The organism is Bacillus sp. NS1 (genome assembly GCF_058248265.1).
In genome coordinates, this window is the sequence record NZ_JBZAZF010000006.1 from 44,376 (window position 1) to 69,390 (window position 25,015).

The 25,015-nt window shown below is 43.1% G+C and carries 23 protein-coding genes; 12 read left to right on the forward strand and 11 right to left on the reverse strand.

Annotated elements, in window-relative coordinates:
• Positions 1-11: 11 nt before the first annotated feature.
• The gene (locus AC4CV5_RS18650; RefSeq protein ID WP_373923959.1) at positions 12-869 is read right to left on the reverse strand and encodes a hypothetical protein; all 858 of its coding nucleotides are present in this window, start codon (positions 867-869) and stop codon (positions 12-14) included.
• 132 nt (positions 870-1,001) lie between these two features.
• Between AC4CV5_RS18650 and AC4CV5_RS18655 the strand changes: the two genes are divergently transcribed.
• The 4 genes from AC4CV5_RS18655 to AC4CV5_RS18670 all read left to right on the forward strand — a co-directional run bounded on the left by AC4CV5_RS18655 (position 1,002) and on the right by AC4CV5_RS18670 (position 4,468).
• Positions 1,002-2,186: a DUF4885 domain-containing protein gene (locus AC4CV5_RS18655; RefSeq protein ID WP_490923556.1), complete on the forward strand. Its 1,185-nt coding sequence runs from the start codon at positions 1,002-1,004 to the stop codon at positions 2,184-2,186.
• 324 nt (positions 2,187-2,510) lie between these two features.
• Positions 2,511-3,899 carry an amino acid permease gene (locus AC4CV5_RS18660; protein WP_490923557.1) on the forward strand — a complete coding sequence of 463 codons (1,389 nt, stop codon included), beginning with the start codon at positions 2,511-2,513 and terminating at the stop codon, positions 3,897-3,899.
• 113 nt (positions 3,900-4,012) lie between these two features.
• Positions 4,013-4,261 carry a sigma-G-dependent sporulation-specific acid-soluble spore protein CsgA gene (gene csgA, locus AC4CV5_RS18665; protein WP_003241413.1) on the forward strand — a complete coding sequence of 83 codons (249 nt, stop codon included), beginning with the start codon at positions 4,013-4,015 and terminating at the stop codon, positions 4,259-4,261.
• Positions 4,262-4,276: 15 nt separating this feature from the next.
• On the forward strand, positions 4,277-4,468 hold the full coding sequence (locus AC4CV5_RS18670; RefSeq protein WP_029316749.1) for a DUF5370 family protein: 192 nt from the start codon (positions 4,277-4,279) through the stop codon (positions 4,466-4,468).
• Between the two features lie 26 nt (positions 4,469-4,494).
• On the opposite strand, the gene blaOXA is transcribed toward AC4CV5_RS18670, so the two are convergent.
• Entirely contained in the window at positions 4,495-5,298 is an 804-nt protein-coding gene (gene blaOXA, locus AC4CV5_RS18675) for a class D beta-lactamase (RefSeq protein WP_100506630.1), read from the reverse strand.
• A gap of 172 nt (positions 5,299-5,470) precedes the next feature.
• Here blaOXA and cypC point away from each other — a divergent pair, with 172 nt between their 5' ends.
• Entirely contained in the window at positions 5,471-6,724 is a 1,254-nt protein-coding gene (gene cypC, locus AC4CV5_RS18680; RefSeq protein WP_490923559.1) for a CYP152 family fatty-acid peroxygenase CypC, read from the forward strand.
• Between the two features lie 39 nt (positions 6,725-6,763).
• Here the strand turns inward: cypC and AC4CV5_RS18685 are convergent, their stop codons facing one another.
• A complete protein-coding gene (locus AC4CV5_RS18685; RefSeq protein WP_166854443.1) occupies positions 6,764-7,024 on the reverse strand; it encodes a YbyB family protein in 261 nt (86 codons plus the stop codon).
• Between the two features lie 371 nt (positions 7,025-7,395).
• On the opposite strand from AC4CV5_RS18685, the gene AC4CV5_RS18690 reads away from it, so the two are divergent.
• A complete protein-coding gene (locus tag AC4CV5_RS18690) occupies positions 7,396-9,024 on the forward strand; it encodes a Na/Pi cotransporter family protein (protein ID WP_175271330.1) in 1,629 nt (542 codons plus the stop codon).
• Between the two features lie 25 nt (positions 9,025-9,049).
• Here AC4CV5_RS18690 and AC4CV5_RS18695 read toward each other — a convergent pair whose 3' ends face one another.
• Together AC4CV5_RS18695 and glpT are read right to left on the reverse strand one after the other, a co-directional pair.
• Positions 9,050-9,940 carry a glycerophosphodiester phosphodiesterase gene (locus tag AC4CV5_RS18695; protein ID WP_326222709.1) on the reverse strand — a complete coding sequence of 297 codons (891 nt, stop codon included), beginning with the start codon at positions 9,938-9,940 and terminating at the stop codon, positions 9,050-9,052.
• Between the two features lie 98 nt (positions 9,941-10,038).
• Positions 10,039-11,373, reverse strand: coding sequence for a glycerol-3-phosphate transporter (gene glpT, locus AC4CV5_RS18700; RefSeq protein ID WP_166854440.1), 1,335 nt, complete (start codon positions 11,371-11,373; stop codon positions 10,039-10,041).
• A 293-nt stretch (positions 11,374-11,666) separates the two neighbouring features.
• Between glpT and AC4CV5_RS18705 the strand changes: the two genes are divergently transcribed.
• The 3 genes from AC4CV5_RS18705 to AC4CV5_RS18715 all read left to right on the forward strand — a co-directional run bounded on the left by AC4CV5_RS18705 (position 11,667) and on the right by AC4CV5_RS18715 (position 14,174).
• Positions 11,667-11,915, forward strand: coding sequence for a YbeF family protein (locus tag AC4CV5_RS18705; protein ID WP_490923561.1), 249 nt, complete (start codon positions 11,667-11,669; stop codon positions 11,913-11,915).
• A 91-nt stretch (positions 11,916-12,006) separates the two neighbouring features.
• The gene (locus AC4CV5_RS18710; protein WP_490923563.1) at positions 12,007-12,924 is read left to right on the forward strand and encodes a bifunctional helix-turn-helix transcriptional regulator/GNAT family N-acetyltransferase; all 918 of its coding nucleotides are present in this window, start codon (positions 12,007-12,009) and stop codon (positions 12,922-12,924) included.
• Positions 12,921-14,174 (forward strand): MFS transporter, encoded by a 1,254-nt coding sequence (locus AC4CV5_RS18715; RefSeq protein WP_490923656.1) that lies wholly within the window; start codon positions 12,921-12,923, stop codon positions 14,172-14,174. The genes AC4CV5_RS18710 and AC4CV5_RS18715 overlap by 4 nt, the downstream gene beginning before the upstream one ends.
• Before the next feature lie 31 nt (positions 14,175-14,205).
• Here the strand turns inward: AC4CV5_RS18715 and AC4CV5_RS18720 are convergent, their stop codons facing one another.
• The 6 genes from AC4CV5_RS18720 to AC4CV5_RS18745 form a co-directional block, all read right to left on the reverse strand.
• Entirely contained in the window at positions 14,206-14,634 is a 429-nt protein-coding gene (locus tag AC4CV5_RS18720) for a hypothetical protein (protein ID WP_166854437.1), read from the reverse strand.
• A gap of 60 nt (positions 14,635-14,694) precedes the next feature.
• Entirely contained in the window at positions 14,695-16,872 is a 2,178-nt protein-coding gene (locus AC4CV5_RS18725) for a glycoside hydrolase domain-containing protein (RefSeq protein WP_490923566.1), read from the reverse strand.
• Between the two features lie 73 nt (positions 16,873-16,945).
• Complete coding sequence (locus AC4CV5_RS18730) at positions 16,946-17,866, reverse strand: DMT family transporter (RefSeq protein ID WP_490923568.1); 921 nt, start codon at positions 17,864-17,866, stop codon at positions 16,946-16,948.
• Positions 17,863-18,690: an AraC family ligand binding domain-containing protein gene (locus AC4CV5_RS18735; protein ID WP_490923570.1), complete on the reverse strand. Its 828-nt coding sequence runs from the start codon at positions 18,688-18,690 to the stop codon at positions 17,863-17,865. The genes AC4CV5_RS18730 and AC4CV5_RS18735 overlap by 4 nt, the downstream gene beginning before the upstream one ends.
• A 169-nt stretch (positions 18,691-18,859) precedes the next feature.
• Complete coding sequence (locus tag AC4CV5_RS18740) at positions 18,860-19,885, reverse strand: ADP-ribosylglycohydrolase family protein (RefSeq protein WP_166854433.1); 1,026 nt, start codon at positions 19,883-19,885, stop codon at positions 18,860-18,862.
• Between the two features lie 12 nt (positions 19,886-19,897).
• Entirely contained in the window at positions 19,898-21,940 is a 2,043-nt protein-coding gene (locus tag AC4CV5_RS18745) for a T7SS effector LXG polymorphic toxin (protein ID WP_490923572.1), read from the reverse strand.
• A gap of 340 nt (positions 21,941-22,280) precedes the next feature.
• On the opposite strand from AC4CV5_RS18745, the gene purT reads away from it, so the two are divergent.
• From purT to AC4CV5_RS18760, 3 genes are all read left to right on the forward strand, one after another.
• A complete protein-coding gene (gene purT, locus AC4CV5_RS18750; RefSeq protein ID WP_490923573.1) occupies positions 22,281-23,465 on the forward strand; it encodes a phosphoribosylglycinamide formyltransferase 2 in 1,185 nt (394 codons plus the stop codon).
• Positions 23,466-23,606: 141 nt separating this feature from the next.
• The gene (gene mpr / locus AC4CV5_RS18755; protein ID WP_166854430.1) at positions 23,607-24,545 is read left to right on the forward strand and encodes an extracellular metalloprotease Mpr; all 939 of its coding nucleotides are present in this window, start codon (positions 23,607-23,609) and stop codon (positions 24,543-24,545) included.
• Positions 24,508-24,906, forward strand: coding sequence for a YbfJ family protein (locus AC4CV5_RS18760; RefSeq protein WP_222143462.1), 399 nt, complete (start codon positions 24,508-24,510; stop codon positions 24,904-24,906). The genes mpr and AC4CV5_RS18760 overlap by 38 nt, the downstream gene beginning before the upstream one ends.
• Positions 24,907-25,015 lie beyond the last annotated feature (109 nt).

Below are 25,015 nucleotides of genomic sequence, written 5' to 3' on the forward strand. Positions count from 1 at the left end.
CTCAGTATGAATTAAAACTGTTTTGTTACATCGTATTCATAATCTATTTTTGCTTTGACATTACTCATCGTCGATCTAGCTGTCGCTAATGTATTATATTTAAAACTCCATACCTTAGCGACACTGAGTTGATCTGACAATGATATATCATAGGACCCTGACGTCGAGCTATTTACAAGTGCACGGCGCCATTCGTTGTTTTCGCCCGTCATGATGAAGTGGCGTGTATTTCCCTGGCTTGGTGTTTGAGTGGCGGTTGTTTGTACTCTAGTTACAATGGCATCGCGAGGTATTCCAGATTGGTTTGTTAAATCAACCTTGATTACGCTGGAGTCAGAACCTGAGGGGCTAAGGGTTGTATTTCCTTTGTTTTCAGCAACGCCGCTGAATTGGAACGTTCCGCTGCCGGATTTGATTCGGTCTTCAATTGAAAGCGTAAAATACATGTTCCCGCTATAGGTGCCGCGTGACACTTTCACATAAAAGGTATCCGACGTGTTTTGGGCGTCAGCATGGGCATAAATAAAAGAAGAGAAAGTATTAGGGTTAATGACTTCTGTGCCTTGTGAAACAGGTACTTTGTTCTTATCGTAAATTTCAATTTTCATCCCAGTGTATGCGCTCTGGTATGTACTTCTCACGTATACTTTTTCTCCCTTATTAGCTGTAAAGGTGAAATAGGCTTCATCTTGTCCGGCTTCTAGTATCGTTGTATCGATATTCTTATATTTCCAATATCCGATTGGTGCTGCGGTATCAAATGAATTGTTTCCTGTAATAGCAGTGACTTCGGCAGCTGATGCCGAATAAGTAAAGGTGAAGAGGACAGACAGCATAATAGCGAATGGAATGAACCATTTTTTTGTCATTCAAACAGCCTCCTTTTATTTCCATCATACATAATAACATTAGAGGTGTAAATAAATGTTTTTTGAGGTTAATATATACATTGCTCTTGCCGATAAAAAAGAGTAAGAGAGAATTGTTCAGGAGGGAACCTAATGCGTCTGAATCGGCAATTTATCCGCACTCAGCTGATGGCACAGAACATATTGAGCAAGAATGCGCCTGCCAAACGGGAGAATGCGACTGAAAATCCAGCGGCAGTTCTGGAAAAGGCATACAGCAGGCTTAAGTCACAATCTTCAACTGGGGGAATCAATCAGTTCAATTATTCTAAAACCAGCGTGTCGGGAAACAGCGGGACGTTCAGCAAAGTGTATCAATCAGCGAATGATCGAACAGTAACAGACACAGGGGGAGAAACAGTGATTCAATCCAATAACCCCTATGAATCTGAGAGTGATATCAGAATAAAAATACTTGATGAAAAATACAGCAGGATGAATGCGATTAACAAAACAAAGTCTGACCCATTAGGCTATATAAAGGATAAGTACCAAAATTCAAAGTCTCCTTATTTCAGAAGCGATCTGTCAGCTGCAGAAAGACAGGCTGCTTACGATAATGAAACAGAATGGTTATTCAAAGGGAAGGCGCAAAACTATAATCTGCAGGATGCCGCATTTCGCAATGTCACGTTTAATGGGGAAGTGGAGGCTGAGAATGCAAAGGTGTATCAGCGAAGCCAGGTTAATCAGCAGCTGCAAGTGCTGTTGAACCGAAACCATATTCACATTCCGCAGGGGACAGAGCTGAGATTTACAATTACGCCGATTGACTATAGAGTACAGGTGAGCGGGACAGACGATCAGGCACTAATTGAGCAAATTGAGCAAGTGATGCAATCCGGAGACAACAGCAAAGAGCTATTTTTACATATCATGAAAAGCCAAAGCAGTGATTCAACACAATATTCCGAAGAGGCATATCAAAAGTATCAGGCTGCTCGTGAGATGTACGAAGTCACAGGCTATCATTTGAAGGATTTAGAAGTGATTGACGGGCGGTATGTAACGCCTGATGGACATGACTTATTAGACGTATATAAAGAAGAGCTTGAAAAAAATCCTGTGCAAAAACAAACGGCTTCCTATGCTATATCTCACTATCGTTCAGAGCTCAATAAAATTGCGAAAGCCGGGTATAATGCCATTCCGGATTTCGTCCTATCAATTGATTACAGCAATGGATCTCTGAGAGATGTGGGGCAAAGCAAGAGCTATGGTGCCGGAGATACCGGGTGGCTTGAGACATTAAAACGTCAAACTGGCGTGAATTATTAGGTAAGCTGTTCATTGTGAACAGCTTATTTTTTTATGAGAATTTAAGGAAGAATATATTTTAATAGTCAAATCATTTCATTATATCTATATAAAAGATTTTAATCGAAGTTTTGATGAAAAACTCTGATTAAAGGTGTTTGCCTGAAAAAAACAATTGTATTTTCCAGAGAAATTTATTATGATGAAATAAGTAATTTAGGAGATTATATAACAGTTTTAAGTTTGAATTTTCTGATTGTTATAACTGATTGGTGAGAAAGATGTGGAGGCAGGCAGGCCTGCTGTTTTCTCATTTTCGAGTATTTTGTAAGAGGGGGAAGAGGAATGGCAAATAAAGAATTAAAGAGGGGCCTGAGCGCGCGCCACATTCAGATGATCGCCTTGGGCGGTACGATCGGTGTTGGCTTGTTTATGGGTTCTGCCAGCACGATTTCATGGACTGGCCCGTCTGTCCTTTTGGCTTATGCAATATGCGGAATTTTTATCTTTTTTATTATGCGTGCGATGGGTGAAATGCTGTACGTCGAACCGAGCACAGGTTCTTTTGCGACATTCGGGCATAAATATATTCATCCGCTGGCAGGTTATATGACAGCATGGAGCAACTGGTTCCAGTGGGTTATCGTCGGCATGTCAGAAATTATCGCTGTCGGTTCATATATGAAGTATTGGTTCCCGGATTTGCCTGCTTGGATACCTGGTATCGTGGCAATGTTGATTCTTGGTGCGGCGAACTTAATTTCTGTTAAGTCGTTTGGCGAGTTTGAGTTTTGGTTTGCGATGATTAAAATCGTGACAATTATCTTAATGATTATTGCGGGAATCGGGATTATTTTCTTCGGATTTGGCAACGGGGGAGATGCGATCGGATTGTCGAACCTGTGGTCTCATGGAGGATTCTTTGCAGGCGGTTTCACTGGATTCTTCTTTGCATTGTCTCTGGTCATTGCGGCCTATCAAGGGGTTGAGCTGATCGGGATTACAGCAGGTGAAGCGAAAGATCCGCAAAACACGCTAAGAAGTGCGATTCAAAGTATTATCTGGCGCATTTTGATTTTCTATATTGGCGCTATTTTTGTAATCGTGACGGTGTATCCTTGGGATGAGCTCAACTCACTCGGAAGTCCGTTCGTGTCTACGTTCGCGAAAATCGGAATTACGGCAGCTGCCGGCATTATTAACTTTGTCGTGATTACAGCGGCAATGTCCGGCTGTAACAGCGGAATTTTCAGTGCGGGCCGTATGCTTTATACATTAGGCGTTAATGGACAAGCGCCGAAATTCTTCAAGAAGATTTCACGCAATGGTGTGCCGCTGTATGGCACAATTGCGGTACTGATCGGTTTGGCTGTCGGTGTTGTGCTGAATTATATCGCGCCACCGAAGATTTTCGTATATGTGTACAGCGCGAGTGTTTTGCCAGGCATGATTCCTTGGTTTGTCATTTTGATCAGCCATATCGGATTCAGGAAAGCGAAGGGTGCTGCATTAGATAAACATCCATTCAAAATGCCATTTGCACCTTTCACAAACTATGTGACGATTGCTTTCTTGCTGATGGTTCTGGTCGGCATGTGGTTTAATGATGATACTCGCATCTCTCTGATTGTAGGCGTGATTTTCTTAGCGCTTGTGGTCATGAGTTATTATGTGTTTGGGATTGGCAAACGTGCGCAGGCTAATTTGACAAAAAGCAGCGAAGCGGCTGAATAACCATAGAAAAAAGAGACATTCACGGAGTGTCTCTTTTTTTATTTTTGGCGTATGGATTTTTCCTATTTCAGCAAGCTATAGGATAAAGATAGCAGAAGGAAAGGTGTTCAAAAATGGATGTTACACTCGGGTATTTGCGCGAATCACTTTCGAATCATCTTGAAAATGAAGTCTGCCAGCGGATTTGCAAGAAGATGCTGGCGAAGCGGTATGTGAATGAAGAGGAATTTGTAAAAGACTTAGATGACAATGAAATGTCTTTTTTGAATCATGTATTAGAAAAAGAAATTAAATATGCCCAGAATGAACAGGATCAAAAACGGGCCAAGGAATTAAACGAGGTGTATGAATTACTGCTTTGAAAGGCGGGGTAAGAAATGGGAGCAATTGAACGAAGCGGATATACATTTCAGCCGGAGTTTAGCGTCGTCCGTCAAAATGGAGCCATTCATGTGTACCATCACGGAGAATTTGTGGAAGAAATCGAATTTGAATTTAACGGAGAATATCCCGATCATGATTTGATTGAAGAGCTTGTGAATCATTATTGTTTTGAGCATGAGATTTAGAGCCCTGCCGTGCAGGGCTCTTTTATTTAGGATGTGATCAGGCCATACTTTTTCAGGATATCCACGGTGATGTTTTTGGCTTTTGTGCCGGAATCATCGACATTGGTGACAAAGACATAAGAGCCATGCTCTGTTTTGATGAATCCGACAAACCATCCTAATCCCATATCTGTCAGGCGGGTTCCGGTTTTCCCGTAGAGCGTGTAATGATCGCCTTCCTCTTGAATCATCATGCGCTTGACGGTTTTCATTACCGGCTTGTCAAATGGAAGCTCCTCTTTAAATAGTTTCTCCAAAAAGGTTTCTTGTTCCAGCGGAGATATTGTGAGCGAGCTTTGCAGCCAAAACTGGTCGATTCCCCCGCTGATATCCTCGTTGCCGTAAGATAGTGTATGAAGCCATGTTTTCATTCTTTCCTCGCCGATATCTCTCGCTAATGCCTGATAATACCAGATTGCGGATTCGCGCATGGCCGAGCCAAGCGTATGGTCGCGGTTCCATGATTCGAATTCACGCTTTACCCCGTCCCATCGTTTAACATCGTATTCATCTCTTACAGCTTTGACCTGCAAACCGATTAAAGCGTTCACGACTTTGAAGGTGGATTGCGGAGTTTGTCTTTGATTTGCCCGTTTTCTGTTATAGACAAATGTCTGATCCTTTTGTAAATCGTGAAGAATGAAGGTTCCATCCGTATCCTTGAATTCGTCATCGACATTCATTCTGCTGACATTCAAGTGTTTTTCATGAGCAGATGATGCTGCGTGGACGGAGAAGCCGCCGATCCCTGCAATACTCAGCACAAGCACAACATATATCCATTTTTTCATTTTGTTCTCCCCTTCGTTTTGATTAACTACCTTTTCTCTATTTCGTTTGTTCTTCCTTTAAAAAATAATCAAAAAGCGCTTAAATTTGGTTTTGTAAACAAATACTGTTACTGGGTTTATATTCGGAAGATAACGTGAAAATAGAGGGTAAAAAGGAAGGCAGGGTAAGCGGATGAATGAGCAGATTCCACATGACAAAAGTCTCGATAACAGTCTGACACTGCTGAAGGAAGGGTATTTATTTATTAAAAACAGAACAGAGCGCTACAATTCAGATCTGTTTCAGGCCCGTTTGTTGGGGAAAAACTTTATTTGCATGACTGGCGCTGAGGCGGCGAAGGTGTTTTATGATACGGATCGATTCCAGCGGCAGAACGCTTTGCCTAAGCGGGTGCAGAAATCGCTGTTTGGTGTTAATGCGATTCAGGGAATGGATGGCAGCGCGCATATCCATCGGAAGATGCTTTTTCTGTCATTGATGACACCGCCGCATCAAAAACGTTTGGCTGAGTTGATGACAGAGGAGTGGAAAGCAGCAGTCACAAGATGGGAGAAGGCAGATGAGGTTGTGTTATTTGAGGAAGCAAAAGAAATCCTGTGCCGGGTAGCGTGCTATTGGGCAGGTGTTCCGCTGAAGGAAACGGAAGTCAAAGAGAGAGCGGATGACTTCATTGATATGGTCGACGCATTCGGTGCTGTGGGGCCGCGGCATTGGAAGGGAAGAAGAGCAAGGCCGCGTGCGGAAGAGTGGATTGAAAGAATGATTGAAGATGTCCGTGCCGGCTTGCTGAAAACATCTGCTGGAACAGCGCTGCATGAAATGGCGTTTCACACACAGGAGGATGGCAACCAGCTAGATTCCAGGATGGCCGCCATTGAGCTGATTAATGTACTGCGGCCTATCGTCGCTATCTCTTACTTTCTTGTGTTTTCAGCTTTGGCGCTTCATAAGCATCCGAAGTATAAGGAATGGCTGCGTTCTGGAAGCAGCCGGGAAAGAGAAATGTTTGTGCAGGAGGTCCGCAGATATTATCCGTTCGGCCCGTTTTTAGGGGCACTTGTCAAGAAGGATTTTGAATGGAATAACTGTGAGTTTAAGAAGGGCACATCGGTACTACTTGATGTATATGGAACGAATCACGACCCCCGCTTGTGGGACAAGCCTGATGAATTTCGGCCGGAACGATTTGAAGAGCGGGAAGAAAATCCGTTTGATTTGATTCCTCAAGGCGGGGGCCACGCCGAGAAAGGGCATCGCTGTCCAGGGGAAGGCATTACTATTGAAGTCATGAAAGCAAGCCTGGATTTTCTCGTCAATCAGATTGAATACGACGTCCCGGAACAATCGCTGCATTACAGTCTCGCGAGAATGCCGGCATTGCCTGAAAGCGGTTTTGTGATGAGCGGAATCAGACGGAAAAGTTAAATATAAAAGCTCTCTTCCTTATCGAAGAGAGCTTTTTGATTACTTCTTTTTTTCATCGTAGTATTGGACGGGATACATAGAGCCTTCGGATACCATTTTGTTGTCCTCAATATCTTGCGGGTGCGGGTGTCCTGCTTTATCGACTGGGAACTTTTCCATATCCGGCTGTTTGGTCATTTTCATTTTCATGCTGTGAATGAATTCTCTAGCTTTTTGGCGATTTGACGGGTCTTTTAATAGATAAGAAGTGATGCCGACGGTTGAAACAGCGAGACCTGAAAGTAACAGCTTTTGTTTCATGGTGATACTCCTTTCTATTTTAAGAGTGGTGTTTCCTGTATCATTCCCGTTTTGGTTATGGCTAAACCTTTGCCGATTTTCTTAGGGAACAGTTTAGAGGTTATCCTGTTATTCTTTGCGCCGGGTATACTGAAAAACCAACGGGATAGAATAACCTGTGATGAGAAAACCTTGCGCTATTACGTAAGGTTTTTTGTAGTCGATTGGTCATGTTCATCGCGAAATGTTACACCAATGTAAACGTTTAATAGGACCATAAGGCTTATTGTTAAGTTATTGTAAATTAAGTGGATGTTTTATTTACAATCATCTGAACTTGAAACATAATCGAAGAGAGTTTGCTGAATAATGTCTAAACAGAGGTGAACATGTTGGCGATTGACATACAAACATTACTGTTCGAATTTCTCGGGGGTCTCGGTATTTTCCTGATTGGGATAAAGTTCATGGGAGACGGACTTCAGAAATCGGCTGGAGATAGATTAAGAAATATTTTAGACCGTTTTACAAGCAATCCGCTGATGGGCGTATTGGCGGGTATTATTGTGACGGTTTTGATTCAGAGCAGTTCCGGAACCACGGTTATCACCGTTGGGCTTGTCAGTGCGGGCTTTATGACGCTTCGCCAGGCTATTGGCGTCATTATGGGAGCCAATATTGGAACAACGGTTACCGCGTTTATTATCGGTATCGACATAGGGGCCTATGCATTGCCGATTATTGCTGTCGGCGGATTTTTACTGTTTTTCTTTAAACATAAAAATATGCAAAACGCGGGTCAGATTGTGTTTGGATTCGGGGCTCTGTTTTACGGGCTGGAGTTAATGAGCGGCGGCATGAAACCGCTCCGTTCACTTGAGGCCTTTCATGATTTAACGGTTAGTATGAGCTCCAATCCGGTTCTAGGTGTTGTCATTGGGACTTTGTTTACGGTTCTGGTGCAAAGCTCCAGCGCCACGATTGGTATCTTGCAAGGTTTATTTTCAGATGGCCTGATTGATATTAACGGTGCGCTGCCAGTGTTATTCGGTGACAATATCGGAACGACGATTACGGCAATTCTTGCGTCTTTGGGTGCATCTGTTGCAGCGAGGCGTGCTGCGGCTACTCATGTGCTGTTTAATCTTATCGGGACAGTGATTTTTCTCATTTTACTTAAACCGTTCACAGCATTGATCTTATCGCTTCAGACATCGATTGGGCTTGATCCGAAGATGACGATTGCGTTCGCACACGGAATCTTTAATACGACCAATACGCTTATACAGCTTCCTTTTGTCGGAATATTGGCTTTGGTCGTAACAAAACTGATTCCGGGCAAGGATTCAATGGTCGAATACAAGTCGCATCTTGATCCGATTTTTATTGAGCAATCTCCATCTATTGCTCTCGGACAAGCAAAAGAAGAAGTGCTGCAAATGGGGAACTTTGCAGTGCAGGGGCTGGAAGTCACAAAACAGTTTTTAGTGACAAAACAGACAAAATACGCGGCGAATGCTTATCAGATAGAGGATGCGGTTAACAATCTTGACCGGAAAATTACCGATTATTTGATCGAGCTTTCCTCAAATTCTCTCTCAGAGCACGAGTCTGAAGAGCATCATATGCTGATGGATACCGTCAGAGACATTGAAAGAATCGGCGACCACTTCGAAAATGTGATTGAACTGATTGAATATCAGCAGGCGCATCGTGTGGTGATTACTGAATCTGCCATGGCGGATTTAACGGAAATGATGGATTTGACGATTTCCACTGTGAAGGCGTCTATGGAAGCATTGCACCATAGTGATGTGAAGATAGCTGAACAAGTCATTGAAAAAGAAGATGAAATTGACAAAATGGAACGGAAGCTTCGCAAAAAGCATATTATCCGCCTGAATGAAGGGCTGTGCACTGGACAAGCGGGCATCGTCTTTGTCGATATGATTAGCAACCTGGAGCGTATCGGTGATCATGCGGTAAATATTGCAGAAGCTGTTATTGGTGAAAATCGATGAGAAAAAGCTGAGAATCCTAGGATTCTCAGCTTTTTTTGTAGTCTTTTTTAACGTGCTGGAAGACATCAGGGTAATTTGTGAATACTCCTGTCACTCCCCAGTCAAGCAGGCGGCGCATATCTGCTTCTGTATTGACCGTGTAAGGGTGAAGCAGGAGGCCATGGCTGCGGATCATACTGACGTTTTCAGCATTCAGCGCTTTGTAATCCGGACCCGCACCGACAGCGTATGTTTTGATTTCGTCCAGGTCAGCATCTGTCATTGACGCCATTTGTTTGGCTTCCAGCAATTGAACGGCCGGCAGGTTTGGCTGTAATTGATGGACTTTTACCAGGCTTTCTTTGCTGAACGATTGAATAATCACTTGGCCGGGCTTAGAATGTTTGCCCAGTAATTTATGTTTCTGTAAAGAAGCGATCAATTTTTCTTCCATGCCTGGGTAGGTGTCAGGCGATTTTGTTTCAATGTAGTAGTTTGCGTGTTTTCCGAAACGGTTCAATACTTCGTCTAATGTAGGAACCTTAAGGCCGGCGTACTGCGGCTTTGCTTTTTCCGGATAGGCTTTATTAAACCAAGAACCGGCGTCAAGTTTCTTAATGTCTGCGAGCGTATGGTCTTTTACCCAGCCCGTTCCGTTTGTGGTGCGGTCCAGTTTTTCATCGTGCATGACAATCAATTTGCCGTCTTTTGTCATTTGCAGATCCAACTCAATATAATCTGCTTTCATTTTCTGAGCGGTTTCGTAAGAAAGGATCGTATGCTCAGGCACATATCCGGAAGCCCCTCTGTGCGCAACTGTAAGGATACGGTCAGGTGACAGCAGGTTCCCTTTTGACGCTGCCGACACCGGCGTGACCATAAATGAGAGTAAGCCCAGCGACAGAAGAGCCAGAGCTAGTATTCTATTTTTTCGCATGATTTCTCCTCCTTATAGATAAACAGAACCTGTCTTTCATATTAAAAAACGGATGTAAACGGCGTGTTAGAAAATGATTAATCTTTTATTTTTCTTTCTTAAACGTGCTCCGCCCGTTTTCCTGTATTCCACGTCAAAGCCAAGAAGACGATAGCAAGAATGCAGGAAGAGATCAGCATGATAAAGCCGCCGTTCCAATCAAACTGGTCAACGACAAAGCCCATAATGGCATTGGCGAAAGCCGATCCGCCGATGTATCCGAAAAATCCGGTCAAACCGGCTGCAGTTCCGGCTGCTTTTTTCGGGGCTAGATCAATCGCTTGCAGGCCGATCAGCATAACAGGCCCGTAGATTAAGAAGCCAATACTGATCAGGGCGATGTTGTCTACGAGCGGATGGCCGGCAGGATTCAGCCAGTACACCAATACGGCAATGAAAACGCCCGCCATAAACAAAACGCCTGCCGGTGCCCGGCGGCTTTTGAAGAATTTGTCACTGATCCATCCGCACAGGATTGTTCCCGGTATGCCGGCGTATTCGTAAAGAAAATATGACCAGCGCGAGTCTTCAGGAGAAAAGCCTTTGGCTTCTGTTAAGTAAGTAGGCGCCCAGTCAACCACGCCGTACCGCACAAAATAGACAAATACATTGGCAAACGCGATGTACCAAAGAAATTTGTTGTTCAGCACATATTGAAAAAGGATTTCTTTTGTTGTTAATTCTTTTTCCTGATTTTTAAACGCGTGTTTTGGGTAGTCATTCCGATACTCTTCAATTGGCGGGAGTCCGCAAGATTGAGGTGTATCGCGAACCAATAAAACAATCAAAAATGAAATGACAATGGCGATAATAGCAGGGAAGAAAAACACGCTTTTCCAGGTCACGAACATCGCAATGCCAAGAGTGACAAGCGGAGCGAGAATACCGCCGCCTATGTTATGGGCGACATTCCAGATCGACATTTTTGTGCCGCGTTCACTAATGGAAAACCAATGGGCCATCGTCCTGCCGCATGGGGGCCAGCCCATTCCTTGAAACCATCCGTTGATAAACATAAAAATAAACATGATGGTGACGCTCGAAGTCACCCAAGGCATTGAAACGAAGAGAATATTAACGATTGCTGATAAAAATAGGCCTGTCGCAAGAAAATACCTCGGATTACAGCGGTCAGACACCATGCCCATGATGAATTTGCTGAATCCGTATGCAATGGACACAGCGGCCAGCACCAACCCCAGTTCTGTTTTTGAAAACCCCTGTTCCTGAAGATAAGGAATGGCAAAGGCAAAGTTTTTCCGCAGCAGGTAGTAGCCTGCGTAGCCGATAAAAATCCCGATAAACACTTGGAGCCTGAGCCGTTTATAAGCCGCATCCGTCTTTGAATCATCCAGTCTCTCAATGTGAGGAGCCGGTTTAAATATGTGAAACATCAAAATCATCCTCCTTTGCTGCTTGTGTTGGATGTGTGGCGTGCCTCCTTTCTGAAAAACAAAAAGAGCCAGAAAACACCCCTCGTCAAAAGGGGTTGGATTCCTGGCTCTCCTCATCTCCATCCAAGCTATTAACTTATCATGATAGCGCTTTCTTAAATTATCATAGTCCGGAGTGAATGTAAACGGGTAATTTCAAAATTTGAGCTAGAAAAAAGTGAATATTATCCTTTTCATATTACAGTTATGTTTTTTTACGAGCCGCATAAAAATCTGGAGGGAGGCTGTTGCAGGTGGATGAATTAGATATCGCGTTCGGTATTTTGCCTTTAGGGATTATATTGTTATCGATTGCCGGGACTTGTGTTTGTAAAAACGTGTATCTGATGCCAGTGCTTAATTTGATCATATCGCTAGTGTTCACTTTTACCATTTTTAACGAATCATTTTTAGGGTGGGTGGTTGTCTATAGCTTGGTTTCACTGGCTTTATCCTATATCACATTGATTGTGATCAGGAAAAAGAAAGCATCAAGAAAATAAGAATCCCCCGCTTTCCAACATATCGTTGACTATGGCAACTATATGTGATTATAATTGGCTTAATCAACGATATAAGAAAGTGGGGATGAGTATGAAAACCAGTGAATCAACTGTCGGTTTAAAATTCAGAAAGTTCAATCGATTTTACACAAATGTCCTTGGCTTCCTTAATGAGCACATTTACGACAGCCCGTTTTCCTTAACAGAAACACGTATTTTATTTGAAATTTTCAATACGCCCAATTGTACGGCAAAGGCTCTTCAGGATAAGCTAGGGCTAGATCGGGGATATGTCAGCAGGATTTTGAAACAGTTTGAAAAAGAAGATTTGATTTATAAACAAAAGAGCAAAGATGACGCCCGCCACCATTATATTTATGTCACGGAAACGGGAAAAACGATTTATAAAAAACTGGAGGAGAAAGCTAACGAACAAGTGGAACTGATGCTGGAGGAAATTGATCAAAAGGACCAGCACAAGCTTGCGGAGGCGATGGCAGAGATTGAAGCGATCCTTTCACAGTCGCTTTCTGCCAGAACATCAGAGATATCGATTAGAGATTATTTTCTGTCGGATGATCTTCAACTCCTTATTGAGAAACAAAGACAATTTTACGCGGAGGCTCACGGCTGGGACGACACGTTTTTAGATTATCTTCATGAAACATTTGATGCTGAAATCGAAAAGATATGGATTGCAGAAAGCGGCGGGAAATTTGCCGGCTCTGTCGGGTTGGTCAAACATGATGAAAAGACAGTGCAGCTCAGATGGTTCCTCGTTGATGCCGCTTTTCGGGGCAAAGGGCTCGGCACTCAATTGCTGGAGCATCTGGTTACATACTGCCGGGACATGAGGTTTGAACGCGTTTTCCTTTGGACGGTGAGCACCATGGCCGAGGCTCGTCCGCTCTATGAAAAATTTGGATTTAGGGTCAGTGAAGTGAAAAAAGAAGCGCCATTATGGGGACAGCGCCTGACAGAAGAACGGTGGGATTTGGAGCTGTCATGAAAAGACTGCACTATGCTTGGATCATCGTTTCCGTCACCTTTTTGATCTTATTGGCCGTTCAGGGGGTGCGCCTGTCATTTGGTGCGTTTGTGGAGCCTTGGGAAAGGCAGTTTTCAATGGACAGAGGCACCATCTCGCTGATTTCTACGATAAGCTTTATTGTTTATGGCATATCACAGCCTGTGATCGGACGACTTGTGGACAAATGGGGTGCTCGGGCTGTTTTGTCATGGAGCGCGTTATTGACAGGAGTCAGCATTTTCTTAACATACCTTGTTACTTCGCCATGGCAGCTGTTTTTGCTTTATGGGCTGGGCGTCTCGCTTGGAGTTGGCGGAGCATCGAATGTGGCAGCAAGTGTATTGGTCGTCAATTGGTTCAGCAAAAAGCGGGGACTAGCCTTTGGGATCATGGAAGCAGGCTTTGGCGCTGGGCAAATGCTTCTCGTTCCCGGCTCACTTATGCTGATCCATTGGTTTAGCTGGAAGCTGACGGTTGTGGTGTTGGGCTTGCTGTTAAGCGTGATTGTCTTTCCGGCTGCACTGCTGATGCTGCGGAACAATCCTTCAGAAAAGAATACAGAGCCGATTGGCGGGCTTGCTGCTGCGGAAAAAGAAACAGCATCTAAAACAACTGCTCTTTCAGTGACCGGAATGTTTCGGATGAAGCAATTCTGGTTTCTGATTTTGCCGTTTTTGATCTGCGGATTTACGACCGTGGGGCTGATGGATACCCATTTGATTCCGTTTTCTCACGATCACGGCTTTTCGACGACAGTCACAAGTGCTGCTGTCAGTCTGCTTGCCGGCTTTAACATTGCTGGGATCTTACTGTCCGGAATTGTAGCAGACCGGTGGAGCAGCCGGAAAATCCTGTGCTTTTTATATGCGGTACGCGCGCTGTCGATCGTGATTCTGATTTACAGCCACGAGCCCTACTTGCTTTTAGCCTTTGCGATTCTGTTTGGATTAGTGGACTTCGCCACGGTAGCGCCGACTCAAATGCTCGCTACCCAGTACTTTCAAAACTACTCGATCGGCCTCATGATCGGCTGGCTGTCTCTTGCCCATCAAATCGGCTCGGCACTCGGCGCATATGTGCCCGGCGTCATCTATACTGTAACGGGTGAGTATACACTGGCTTTTTATTTGTCGATTGGGATGCTCGTGCTGGCGAGCGTGATGAATGTGTTGCTGAGGGAGCCTGCGGGAGTCACACGTGACAGTGTGGCTGTGATAGAGAAGGGATGAGAGCAGAAAGTGAGCATCTCTGATTTCGGGATTATTCAGAGATGCTTTTTTTGTATTTTTGTTCTAATACGAAGTCAATCATACTGACAATGCGGGCGTTTTCGGATTTTTGTTTGAAGTTCTGGGAGATTTGAACTTTTCTTGAAAATGGGAAAACAATAAAAACCCAAAAAAGGCCGATCAAGGCAAAAAACATTTGTATAGCTAATTCTATTAATTCATTAAAACGAGTGCTAAAAAAATAAATATATAAAGTTACGAATGACACGAAACAAACGATTTTGACGGTGTGTTTGAATGTGAGCTGTGGTTCAGTTAAGCACACTTTCATTTGGCTGAGTGTGAGTGAGTCTTGTTGCATTAAGTATAAAAGTAAATCACTTTGATTTTGGCTAATTGGGTACAGATCCGTTTCTATTTTTTTGGTGATTTCCTGATACTTATGTATATTGTTTTTCATAAAGAATCCCCCTTAAGAATAACTCCATGAATCCTCTAAAAGGATCCATGGAGACCAAGATTATTTAAAAGCCGCTAATAATGTACGGAAGAGTACTGCAACTGCTCCTGCTTCAGCGCCTACCGTTAAAGCTAAGGCACCGATACCAGCAACAATAACAATACCTATACCTATCTGAACCATGTTGTTGACAATAGTATCCCAATCTGGTGAATATACTTCCTCAGTATCTGGTAATCTAAAGTGCTTCTGTTTTATTTTAAACGTAATCGTAGTTGTAAGTCCAGTTGTTGCACTGTCACCAACTGGAATATCAGGAGTATAGATTTTAACTTGAATATTTAACGATTGGGCAGTTGGATTTACATAAACCTCCAAATAACCGTTGCGTACTGACAAGCTGAGGCTGTTTAAAAGGTTTTGATAAGAGTCAATTTGTGACGCAGTGAGAGACGTTTGGGTGTCTCCCAATAAACCCGTGATATAGGCACCTGGTTTACCATTTGTAATGGTAATTGTGTTTGGTGAACCTTCACTTGGGATGGTTGCCAGAAGTGAAGTTGATAGAATAATATCCAACTCAGGTGATGTAAAAATGGTTTCTGTCGTATCAAATTCAAACATCGCGTTTGCAAGAGTAGATAGATTTTCTAAAGCCGGAATGGTAGATAAAATGTCTGTCAGTGTACGTAGTCTTGCATCATATACCGGATCAGACGGCGGATTCAAATTGCTTGCACCTGAGTCTCTTCCTGAAAATCCGTCTTTATCAATTCCGATGCTTCCAGAGCCGCTTCCGATTGTCCCCTCATAAAATTGATCAAAGGCCCAGTTGTTTGGCATCGGATAGCCGAGATTGCCGCTAAATCCAGTTGACATATTTGCCACAAAACTATATTTTGTCAGCCCGGCTTCTGAAGTGCGGATACAAATGTTTCTCGGTCCGTAAACCCCAATTTCATATTTAGGTGCGGTTGAAAATGTCTGCATTTTTGTAAATGCTGACTTGATCTCTTGAAAATAAGGGATAATTTTATCGGTCACTTCATAATCATATGCATCAAAGTCGACGGCAAAATAAATGATCGTGCCTGACGGGAAACCTAATCTTCGAGCCGCTGAAGCAGCGCTGTATGCATCTCTTGTGCCTTGGTCTTTTACAAAATAAGAAGATTCATAACCGCCGTCTTGATAAATTGGAAAAACCTTTAATCCGGCATCAACAATAACTGAAAGTTCCTCAGATGTCAGGGCCTTCGAAGTAAGGCCATTGCTTGTCCGCACATTTCCGGTCAAATATCTTCCAACTGTTTTATAACCGTTATTCCGCAGGGTCTGAGCTTTTTCTGCTGTTATTATTGTAGCAGTGTCACAAGCAGAAGCGGTCCGTGTTGTGTCTCCTGAGCTTGATAATAAAGCTTTGATGGTTGGCATGTCGGCATAACCTGTTTGAGGCAGGCACATGAACTCTTGAAATGCTTTAACGGCTGAAACAACACCGACGCCATATTTGCCGTCAAACTCACCAGGATCGAATGACTTTCCATTGCAATAAAGGGCGTACTGAACAATTAAAACAAAGCCTGTTCTTGAATCGCCGGGAGTTAAAGTAGGGCATAAGCTTGTTGTGCCGTTTCCGAAAAATCCATTGGCGACACTTGTGCTCATGCCTTCTTCTTTTTGCAAAGCATAAATAAGGGCCTTGTTGGTATCGCGGGCATATAGTCCGTCACAAGGCATTAAACCGATATAGTCATTGTAGTCCCGGTTTAAGTTTTGTTGAATCTGACGGATTCTTGGATCCCCCCCAGACACTAGCTTAAAAGCACTCATGTTCAATAAGGCTTTCATAATCAACGTGGTGACAATTCCATCCTGAGCTGTCAGTCCTGCAGCTTTCTGAAATTCCTTCACCGCATTTTCTGTTTTTTCGTAAAAGACACCTGTAAAACCGCCGGGATTAAAGCCTTTGCACCATAAAGCCCCCTGTAAAATAAAATTCATGTTGCTTGGTTCTGAATCTGGAGCTTGACGTTTAAGAGGCTTAAATAAGCGCTGTGTTGTCGGCCCGAAGTTATCAGCTGGCTCCGAGATACCCAGTTCAATTTGAAGCGCACGAGTCAGACCGTAGATCGTATCCCACCCAGTTTTCCCGCTTTCTTCTACTGGGTTATACCCGTGTTTGCCGCTGTACGTTTCGTTCAGCCACTGCTGTGTGATTAAGACCATTTCATCCATTTCGATTCCTCCTTCTTTAGGTCGCGTTCATTTATAGGTGGCAAACGTAGGACAAAATAAAAAATGGATGCCGTTAAGCATCCATATGACTTCCGTTCTCCATCAGCTTCGCTTTCGGTTTCTGCTCAGAAATGTAGAGTCCTAAAAGCGTAAGTGCACCTCCTAGAAGAGCGATCCATGTCATGTTTTCGTGAAGGATCAGGATGGAGGCTGTGATTGTGATGACCGGGACCATGTAAATATATGCGCTGGATTTTACGGCGCCGAGCACGCCGACAGAGTAATTCCATGTTGCGAAACACAGGGCGGAAGCACCGATGCCGAGGAAGAGCATGTTGAGTACATTTGAAGCGGATGAAAATCGGCTCAGTTCAAAATGAAAGTCGAACAAAAATAAAGCGGGAACCATAAACAACAAACCGTACAAAAACACTCTCTGTGTCAGCTCGATGATGTGATAATCGTAAGCGCTTAATTTTTTCATCAATATCGAGTAGCCTCCAAACACGAGAGCGGCCCCGACTGCCATGATGTCTCCGAACGGATTCAGCCGCAGTACGACATTGCCGTTGAACGTAATCAATAAAAGCCCGATCAGTGCTGCCCCAAATCCAATGAAAAAAGTCAGCCGCAGTTTTTCGCCTTCAAGCAGAAAGTGGGCAAGAACAGCAGTAATCATCGGGATAATGGATACAATCATGCCGACATTTGAAGCGTATGTATACGTAAGGGCTATATTTTCTAATAAAAAGTAAAGGGTGACGCCAAATAAACCTGCCTCGGCAAATAACAGCTCCAGCCGCCAATTTTTGAACGGAATTATTTTAGGACGTACGAGAATAAGTGCAATAAAGCCCATCAAAAACCGGTAAAATAATATTTCCATTGGAGTAAAGTCAGCCAGCAGAACCTTTGTCGAAATAAAGGTTGTCCCCCAAATCAGAATGGTCACAATGGCTGCGGTATGTCCGGCCGTTTCCCTTTGTATGCTCATCTTTGAAGCTCCTTTTCAAAAATCTTCATGTATTGTTTCGGCGTCAGCCCCACCTGCCGTTTGAAAAACTTCGTCATGTGGCTCTGATCGCTGAAGCCTGTCTGAAATGCCGCATCAATCGGTCTACCCCCTTGTTCCAGGAGTTTTTTCGCTTGATTAATCCGGATTGTCTCTAGGTAGCTATTAGGCGTAATTCCTTTTTGTTTTGTAAATGATCGCAATAAATGATACTTGCTCCAGCCTGTTAATTCACTCAAATCATTGAGTGTGACGTTCTCGGCATAATGTTCTTCTAGAAATCCGCAAACCATTTTGACTTCGTCGGATGGTTCCGGAATGCTGTTGAGGAACGTGACGTCTGAATAACGGCGGATCAGCTCTTCCAGCAAATGAAGAAACAGCTCCTCCTTGCGCAAAGCCTGCTTTTCCTCGGAAATCAGAATGTGCAATTCCTGCAGGCTGGATGTCAGCTCGTGGCGGAATAACACATGCTGGGAGAAATATGGGAGATGCCCGGCGCCAGTAATCTCTTCGACCGCCTTCTCCATGACATCCGGCATCACATTGATACAACGATAATCAAGCGTCCGCCCGTCAATCTGCTCACAGCTATGCGTGTCACGGGGGTTAAAGAGGAGAAGATCACCTGGATTGATAATATATTCTTGATCCTGACAGGCCAGATACCGCTGTCCTTTTTCGATAAAGCCAATCACATAATAATCGTGAAAGTGGTTCGGGAATTTTTGCATAATCCCCTTGAAGCGGTATGCTTCTATATTAAGGTGCGGGTCAAGCTGCAGTGTTCGGGTTTCGTTTTGCATGGGATGCCTCCTGTCGGTGTGGTGGTCTTGGGTTAAGTGTAGCATGATTTTTAGGGATTTCTTGTATGATGTTGCTGTTTGGAATAGAGAAAGCAGACCTTGATTGGTCTGCTTTCTTTTCCATCCCACATATGAAAATGCTAGATAGTGTTTTTCTTTTAACAAGAATTTAAAGATTTCCATATTCCTCAATAATAGCTTTATCTGCACAATACTCGTAGAAATTGTTTATTAATTTATCAACATCTTGCTTGCGAGCCATTTTGTCTAACCAATCTTCTGGGATTCCGTCCATCTTATAATACATTCCCGCTATTGATCCAGTTATTGATGCTACGGTATCAGTATCCTCTCCTAAGTTCACTGCTGCTAGTACTGCTTCGGTAAATGAAGATGTAGTGCCGAAACACCATATTGCCGCTTCTAAAGTATGAACGGCATACCCGTCTGATCGAATTTCTTCTCTTGGTGTATTCAAAAAACTTTTGTCGAAAATTCTTTCATAATGTGTTAATTCTTTATGGTATACATGTTCTTTTGCAAAATTCTCATCGAAAAGCTCTTTCACTTCTCTTAAAGATTTATCAATTGAATTGTTATAATATAGCCTTAGTAATAGCTCAACATAAATAATGGAACCAACTATAGCACGCGGATGGGCATGAGTTATTTCTGTATATTTCTTAATCATCTCCGCTTTTTTCACAAAATCAAATTCTTTATGCAAAATAAACACTAATGGTGAAATTCTCATTAATGCTCCATTTCCGTTATCGAATTCCGACTGACCACCGCATTTTTCTGGCAGAACACCTTTTCTAAATCGGGTAATCGCTTCAACAGTCGTCCTGCCAATGTCAAACATTTCACCATACGGCGTCCAGTAACCTTCATCTTGATACTGTTTAAATTTCTGCATTAAATCATTTATGTTCCCTTTTTCAATCATATTTTCCATCAGGCACAAGGTCAGAGATGTATCGTCAGACCAGGTTCCAGGAGGTTGATTATAGGTGCCGTATCCTACTATATCCTGCACATGAAAATCTCCTCTTTTTTTGAATTCAACTGGAACTCCTAACATATCTCCTATAATGCCACCGTATATTGTTGGAAGAACTTTGTTTTTTATATTAAGTTTAAGAAAACTCTTATTGTCATCTTCCCATCTATCTATCATTCTTCTGCTTCTCATTTTTTCACCCTCTTAAATTAAGTCTAAAATAATATGTAACTTATTGCTGCTATCAACATGTGCGCTTTTAATAACCATCTCTTGCCCAAAATTTAAAAGTAACTCAGCTTCATTAGGGAAGTGACTTATCTTTCCGAGATAGGCTGCATTAGTTCCTGCTGGAACATTTATTTCCCATGAGACTTTCATGTGATCAAAGGATGATTCTTTAACAATTGCAGTACTAATAAAACCATTGTCTCTGAAAGTCTTCCCAATTAACGATTCAGCATTAATGTCTCCATATTTGTCAAATTGGATTAATGATTCTAAAGGTCTTAGGTCTGTCCCTCTATAAACTTGCAAATTGTGTGGAACTCTCGCTTTATCCAACCCATTCTTTATATTATAGATTGTATCTAAATCAATGCCATCTAAAGAATCATTAATTCCTCTTAAATAATCATTTATTTTTTTATAATCGTCACCAGTATATTGCTTAATTGCAACTTGTTCACGTGGAGTTAATGAATTCATCCAATCGTCATAATACTTGCTCCCCCATTGGTGTGCTTCCTCTACTGTTTTAATATCACGTGTAATTTTAGAACTTTCATTGGGGCCTACGCCACCTGATTTGCTATGATCGCTGCCATTAATCTGGACAAAGTTTTCATGTTTTTTATCAAAATCCTTCTCCAGTTTCGAAATAGGGCTTTCAAAATTCTGTGCTCCTTGTATTGCAGGTTCTAGTTGATTGTTACTTGGCAATTTGAAATAAGGTTTTGCTTTTTCAGTAATGTTCTTTGCTAAAGATTTGTGATCGTTCAAAAATGTTTTTGTTTCTTTTGTCACGAATTTCCCAGCTTTTGTTGCTGATGCCGCTTTTCCGAGTCCTTTGGCCCCAAATAGGGAGGCAACTGCGTAGGTGATATAGTGGGAGCGGCTATAGACATCACCGTGAACCATGTTGTCGTTCCATGATTTTTTGAAGGAATCGACCATGTATTCAAAAGTTTCTGGCGCGCTATAGATGATATTTTGAAGTTCCTGTCCGGCTTTCACTTGTTCTTCGATGCCCATTCCACCCTGTGCTCTATATGACCATACAGCAAGATCATAAGCACCGACAGCAAGGTCGCATGCACCGGTGACAATATCCTTTCCGGCATCCCAGAGCCCGACAATTACACCTTTTCCACCTTCGACTAGCATTCTTCCTGCTTCCTGCTGGGCTTTCATTTGAACAATGCTTGAATAGTATTGTAATTGCTCAGCGCTCAGGTTGTCAGTGCCAATTTTGTCTGCAATTTTCAGGTATTCATCAGGGTCAGTAGTTTTGTCGAGTTTTTTCTTGAGAAACTCGATTTCTTCCTGTTTTTTTGCTTTGATGAACTGCTGTGCTTGTTTGTGAATATCCGCTTTGTTTTGATAAGCGTCCGTTTCATGAAAGGCTTTTGCGTTAAAGGTCATGGGATTTGTGTTTCCGCCTTTGCGGGTGGCACCGGTCAGTGCTTCGAAAAATGCACGAACCTCTTGTTCCACTGCTTCGGATGCTACGTAATCACTGTTTAGTTTCTCATCCAGGTTATGCAGATGTGTAATCGTTTTTTCTCGTTCTTTATTTGCTTTATCCAGTTCGTCGATGACTGTAGATTTATCAAAGAGAGATAACGGCAAGATGTCGTCAATAGAATTCAGGATTGATTTCATGTCTTTATGCTGTGCATCTATAATGCCGTCCGCTTTGATTAGACCGTTATGCAGTTCGTTATCGAGATAGGATTCCTCAACGTATGCATTGTCATCAAATGTTGCTTCCTCAATTGCGGCTGGAATATTTTTAAAAAAAGCGATTCTCATGTCAATAAGGTCCAGCCACAGATCTGCCCCTGCAGCTTGTTCCTTATAGAAAGCTTTAATTGCGTTAGCACCCTTGCCTGTCATGGCATCATCCAAGTTTGTCATCTCTTTGAACTGTTTCTTCAGAGCAGTCATATGCCCTCTCAATGTTTGATAGGCTTTAAGGCGCGTTTCAGCCGTTTCTAAAATCGTATTTGCTTCAAGTATCTTCAAGGTACTGTGTCCTTTCGCCTGAATTTTCCTGTAAATATGGTACCATGGTGAATTCAGGAAAGGAGTGAAAACTGAAAAAACAAGGAAAAAAGGTACTTTTTTACTGGTTCTATTTAATCATTTTAGGCACAGGCAGGAAAAGCTGCTGGAATCAGCATCCGCGCTAATTCTCGCCGGCTTCCTGTAGTGGTTTTCGCAAAAATAGATTTCAGGTGGTCTTTCATGGTATATGCAGCATTCGCTTCCATTTCTTTGTGAAAATTCCTTGATCATACAGTTCATGATGACTTCTTATTTTATCTTTTTAATAAAAATTTATTTTTCGAATATTTCAGTTATAATGGTTGGGAAACAGATAGGAGGGGCAAAGATGTATCAATCAAAGAAGGTTTTATTGTTAGGTTCAGGTGAGTTAGGAAAAGAGGTAGTGATTGAAGCCCAGCGTCTTGGGGTACAGACGGTGGCGGTGGACAGTTACGAGCATGCTCCGGCGATGCAGGTTGCGCATAACAGCTATGTTGCTGATATGCTGGACCGCGAGCAGATCAGAACCATCATTGAGAAAGAAAAGCCGGATTTGATTGTGCCTGAGGTTGAGGCGATTGCGACGGATGAATTGCTGAAGCTTGAAAAGGAAGGATTTCGCGTCATCCCGAATGCGCGTGCGGCGAAGCTGACCATGGATCGGGAAGGCATCAGACGGCTTGCGGCGGAAACGCTCGGACTTGCGACGGCTGGCTATGAATTTGCGAATACATATGAAGAATTTGTACAAGCGGCAGCTCAGATCGGCTTCCCTTGTGTCGTTAAACCATTGATGAGTTCCTCTGGAAAAGGCCAAAGCGTGTGCCGTTCTGAAGCGGATTTAGAGAGCTGCTGGGAGACGGCGATGGAAGGCGGACGGGTGAAAAACGGGCGCGTGATCGTTGAGGAGTTTATCCCATTCGAATCAGAAATCACGCTCTTAACCGTACGTGCGGTAAACGGCACGACATTTTGTGAGCCGATCGGTCATGTGCAAAAGGACGGAGATTATATCGAATCATGGCAGCCGCATCATATGACAGAGCAGCAAATGGAAGAAGCGAAACATATTGCGAAAGCCATTACGGATGAGCTTGGCGGCTACGGCCTGTTTGGCGTTGAACTGTTCCTTGCGAAAGATAAAGTGTATTTCAGTGAAGTATCTCCTCGACCTCATGATACGGGCCTTGTCACGCTGGTGACGCAAAATTTGTCAGAATTCGCACTGCATGTCCGGGCGATTCTCGGCTTTCCGATTACAGAAATCACTCAGCTTTCTCCTGGCGCCAGCAGGCCCCTCAAAGCTCCGGAAGAATCAGCGGATTACACTGTTGAAGGGCTGGAAAACGCCCTGGCAGTTCCGAAGACACAAGTCCGCGTCTTTGGCAAACCGATAACGAAAGCCGGACGCCGTATGGCGGTTGCGCTTTCTGCGGCTGATACAGTTGAAACAGCAAGAGAGAATGCAAAGAAAGCATTGGATCAGCTATCTATAAAATAGAGTTTGAGCGGGTCTTGTCTTGGACAAGGCCTTTTTTTTCATCCACCATAAAAGTTTTATCATAAGAATCAGAAACGCGATTATAATGTAAAAGTCTTCCACCTATAAGGGTGGTTGACACAAAAGGAGGGAGATGACAAAATGAAATTAGTTTCAACATTCAGAAAACAATGGTTCGTTTACTTAACAGTTTTGTGCTTGGCTTTATCAGCGGGGGTATCTTTCGGCGTACCGGCAAAAGCGGCAGAGAACCCGCAAATTTCTGTATCGAATACCGGTAAAGAAGCTGATGTCACGAAAAACCAAACGTCAAAAGAAGAACAGGTTTCCGCCCCTTATGAGGGAACCGGGAAAACAAGCAAATCGCTTTATGGCCAAACGCAACTGGAAAAAAACATTAAAACCATACAGCCTTCAAGTATCATCGGAACCGATGAACGCGTCAGAATCTCCAGTACAACATCTTTTCCTTACAGAGCAACTGTTCAACTGTCAATCAAGTATCCCAACACCTCAAGCACTTATGGATGCACCGGATTTTTAGTCAATCCGAATACAGTCGTAACGGCTGGACATTGTGTGTACAGCCAGGATCACGGCTGGGCTTCGTCGATAACCGCTGCGCCAGGGCGCAATGATTCTTCATATCCTTACGGAACTTATTCAGGCACGATGTTTTACTCCGTCAAAGGATGGACGGAAAGCAAAAACACCAATTATGATTACGGCGCTATTAAATTAAACGGTTCTCCGGGAAACACGGTTGGCTGGTACGGCTATCGGACAACAAATAGCAGCAGTCCTGTGGGTCTTTCCTCGTCAGTGACAGGATACCCATGTGACAAGACATTTGGCACGATGTGGTCTGATACAAAGCCGATTCGCTCCGCTGAAACGTATAAGCTGACCTATACAACCGATACGTACGGCTGCCAAAGCGGATCGCCTGTGTATCGAAACTACAGTGACACAGGGCAGACAGCTATTGCGATTCACACGAACGGGGGATCGTCATATAACTTGGGAACAAGGGTGACGAACGATGTATTCAACAATATTCAATATTGGGCAAATCAATAAATACAGCAAACTAGCTATTTTCATGTCTATTTTGTTTTTATGCGGATGCAGTTCACAGACGCATTCTGCTCAGAAAGAAACGGCTATTCCTGTCACTCTTCATGTGGAGGATGCCAAAGGGCTGCCGGTTGAAGGGGTTCAAGTGACAATTGTCGAAGCGCCGGCCTCAGATCAGGAGCCGAGTATAGAGATTGGCGAGATACTCGGTAAAACAGATAAAAACGGAGACATCAAATGGGATACAGGCAGAAAAGGGGACTACTCAGTCGCATTAACGAAGGGTGAAAAATCAGTAACCCATCACATCTCATTAACAGAGGATAAAAAAGATAAGGTCATTCCATTAGTTTTCAAAGAATAGGCGGTTTCTCTCTTTCGAGAGAAACTGCCTTTTTTATGTATCACAGGAAGCCAAGATATATACTGGAAATTTATAATGTGAGATAATAAGAAATAGGCATTTTTTCTTA

Excerpts from the sequence above, each read along its gene's own strand:
- AC4CV5_RS18650 (WP_373923959.1), bottom strand. The coding sequence starts at position 869 with ATGACAAAAAAATGGTTCATTCCATTCGCTATTATGCTGTCTGTCCTC.
- AC4CV5_RS18655 (WP_490923556.1), top strand. The coding sequence starts at position 1,002 with ATGCGTCTGAATCGGCAATTTATCCGCACTCAGCTGATGGCACAGAAC.
- AC4CV5_RS18660 (WP_490923557.1), top strand. The coding sequence starts at position 2,511 with ATGGCAAATAAAGAATTAAAGAGGGGCCTGAGCGCGCGCCACATTCAG.
- csgA (WP_003241413.1), top strand. The coding sequence starts at position 4,013 with ATGGATGTTACACTCGGGTATTTGCGCGAATCACTTTCGAATCATCTT.
- AC4CV5_RS18670 (WP_029316749.1), top strand. The coding sequence starts at position 4,277 with ATGGGAGCAATTGAACGAAGCGGATATACATTTCAGCCGGAGTTTAGC.
- blaOXA (WP_100506630.1), bottom strand. The coding sequence starts at position 5,298 with ATGAAAAAATGGATATATGTTGTGCTTGTGCTGAGTATTGCAGGGATC.
- cypC (WP_490923559.1), top strand. The coding sequence starts at position 5,471 with ATGAATGAGCAGATTCCACATGACAAAAGTCTCGATAACAGTCTGACA.
- AC4CV5_RS18685 (WP_166854443.1), bottom strand. The coding sequence starts at position 7,024 with ATGAAACAAAAGCTGTTACTTTCAGGTCTCGCTGTTTCAACCGTCGGC.
- AC4CV5_RS18695 (WP_326222709.1), bottom strand. The coding sequence starts at position 9,940 with ATGCGAAAAAATAGAATACTAGCTCTGGCTCTTCTGTCGCTGGGCTTA.
- glpT (WP_166854440.1), bottom strand. The coding sequence starts at position 11,373 with ATGTTTCACATATTTAAACCGGCTCCTCACATTGAGAGACTGGATGAT.
- AC4CV5_RS18710 (WP_490923563.1), top strand. The coding sequence starts at position 12,007 with ATGAAAACCAGTGAATCAACTGTCGGTTTAAAATTCAGAAAGTTCAAT.
- AC4CV5_RS18715 (WP_490923656.1), top strand. The coding sequence starts at position 12,921 with ATGAAAAGACTGCACTATGCTTGGATCATCGTTTCCGTCACCTTTTTG.
- AC4CV5_RS18720 (WP_166854437.1), bottom strand. The coding sequence starts at position 14,634 with ATGAAAAACAATATACATAAGTATCAGGAAATCACCAAAAAAATAGAA.
- AC4CV5_RS18725 (WP_490923566.1), bottom strand. The coding sequence starts at position 16,872 with ATGGATGAAATGGTCTTAATCACACAGCAGTGGCTGAACGAAACGTAC.
- AC4CV5_RS18730 (WP_490923568.1), bottom strand. The coding sequence starts at position 17,866 with ATGAGCATACAAAGGGAAACGGCCGGACATACCGCAGCCATTGTGACC.
- AC4CV5_RS18735 (WP_490923570.1), bottom strand. The coding sequence starts at position 18,690 with ATGCAAAACGAAACCCGAACACTGCAGCTTGACCCGCACCTTAATATA.
- AC4CV5_RS18740 (WP_166854433.1), bottom strand. The coding sequence starts at position 19,885 with ATGAGAAGCAGAAGAATGATAGATAGATGGGAAGATGACAATAAGAGT.
- purT (WP_490923573.1), top strand. The coding sequence starts at position 22,281 with ATGGTTGGGAAACAGATAGGAGGGGCAAAGATGTATCAATCAAAGAAG.
- mpr (WP_166854430.1), top strand. The coding sequence starts at position 23,607 with ATGAAATTAGTTTCAACATTCAGAAAACAATGGTTCGTTTACTTAACA.
- AC4CV5_RS18760 (WP_222143462.1), top strand. The coding sequence starts at position 24,508 with ATGTATTCAACAATATTCAATATTGGGCAAATCAATAAATACAGCAAA.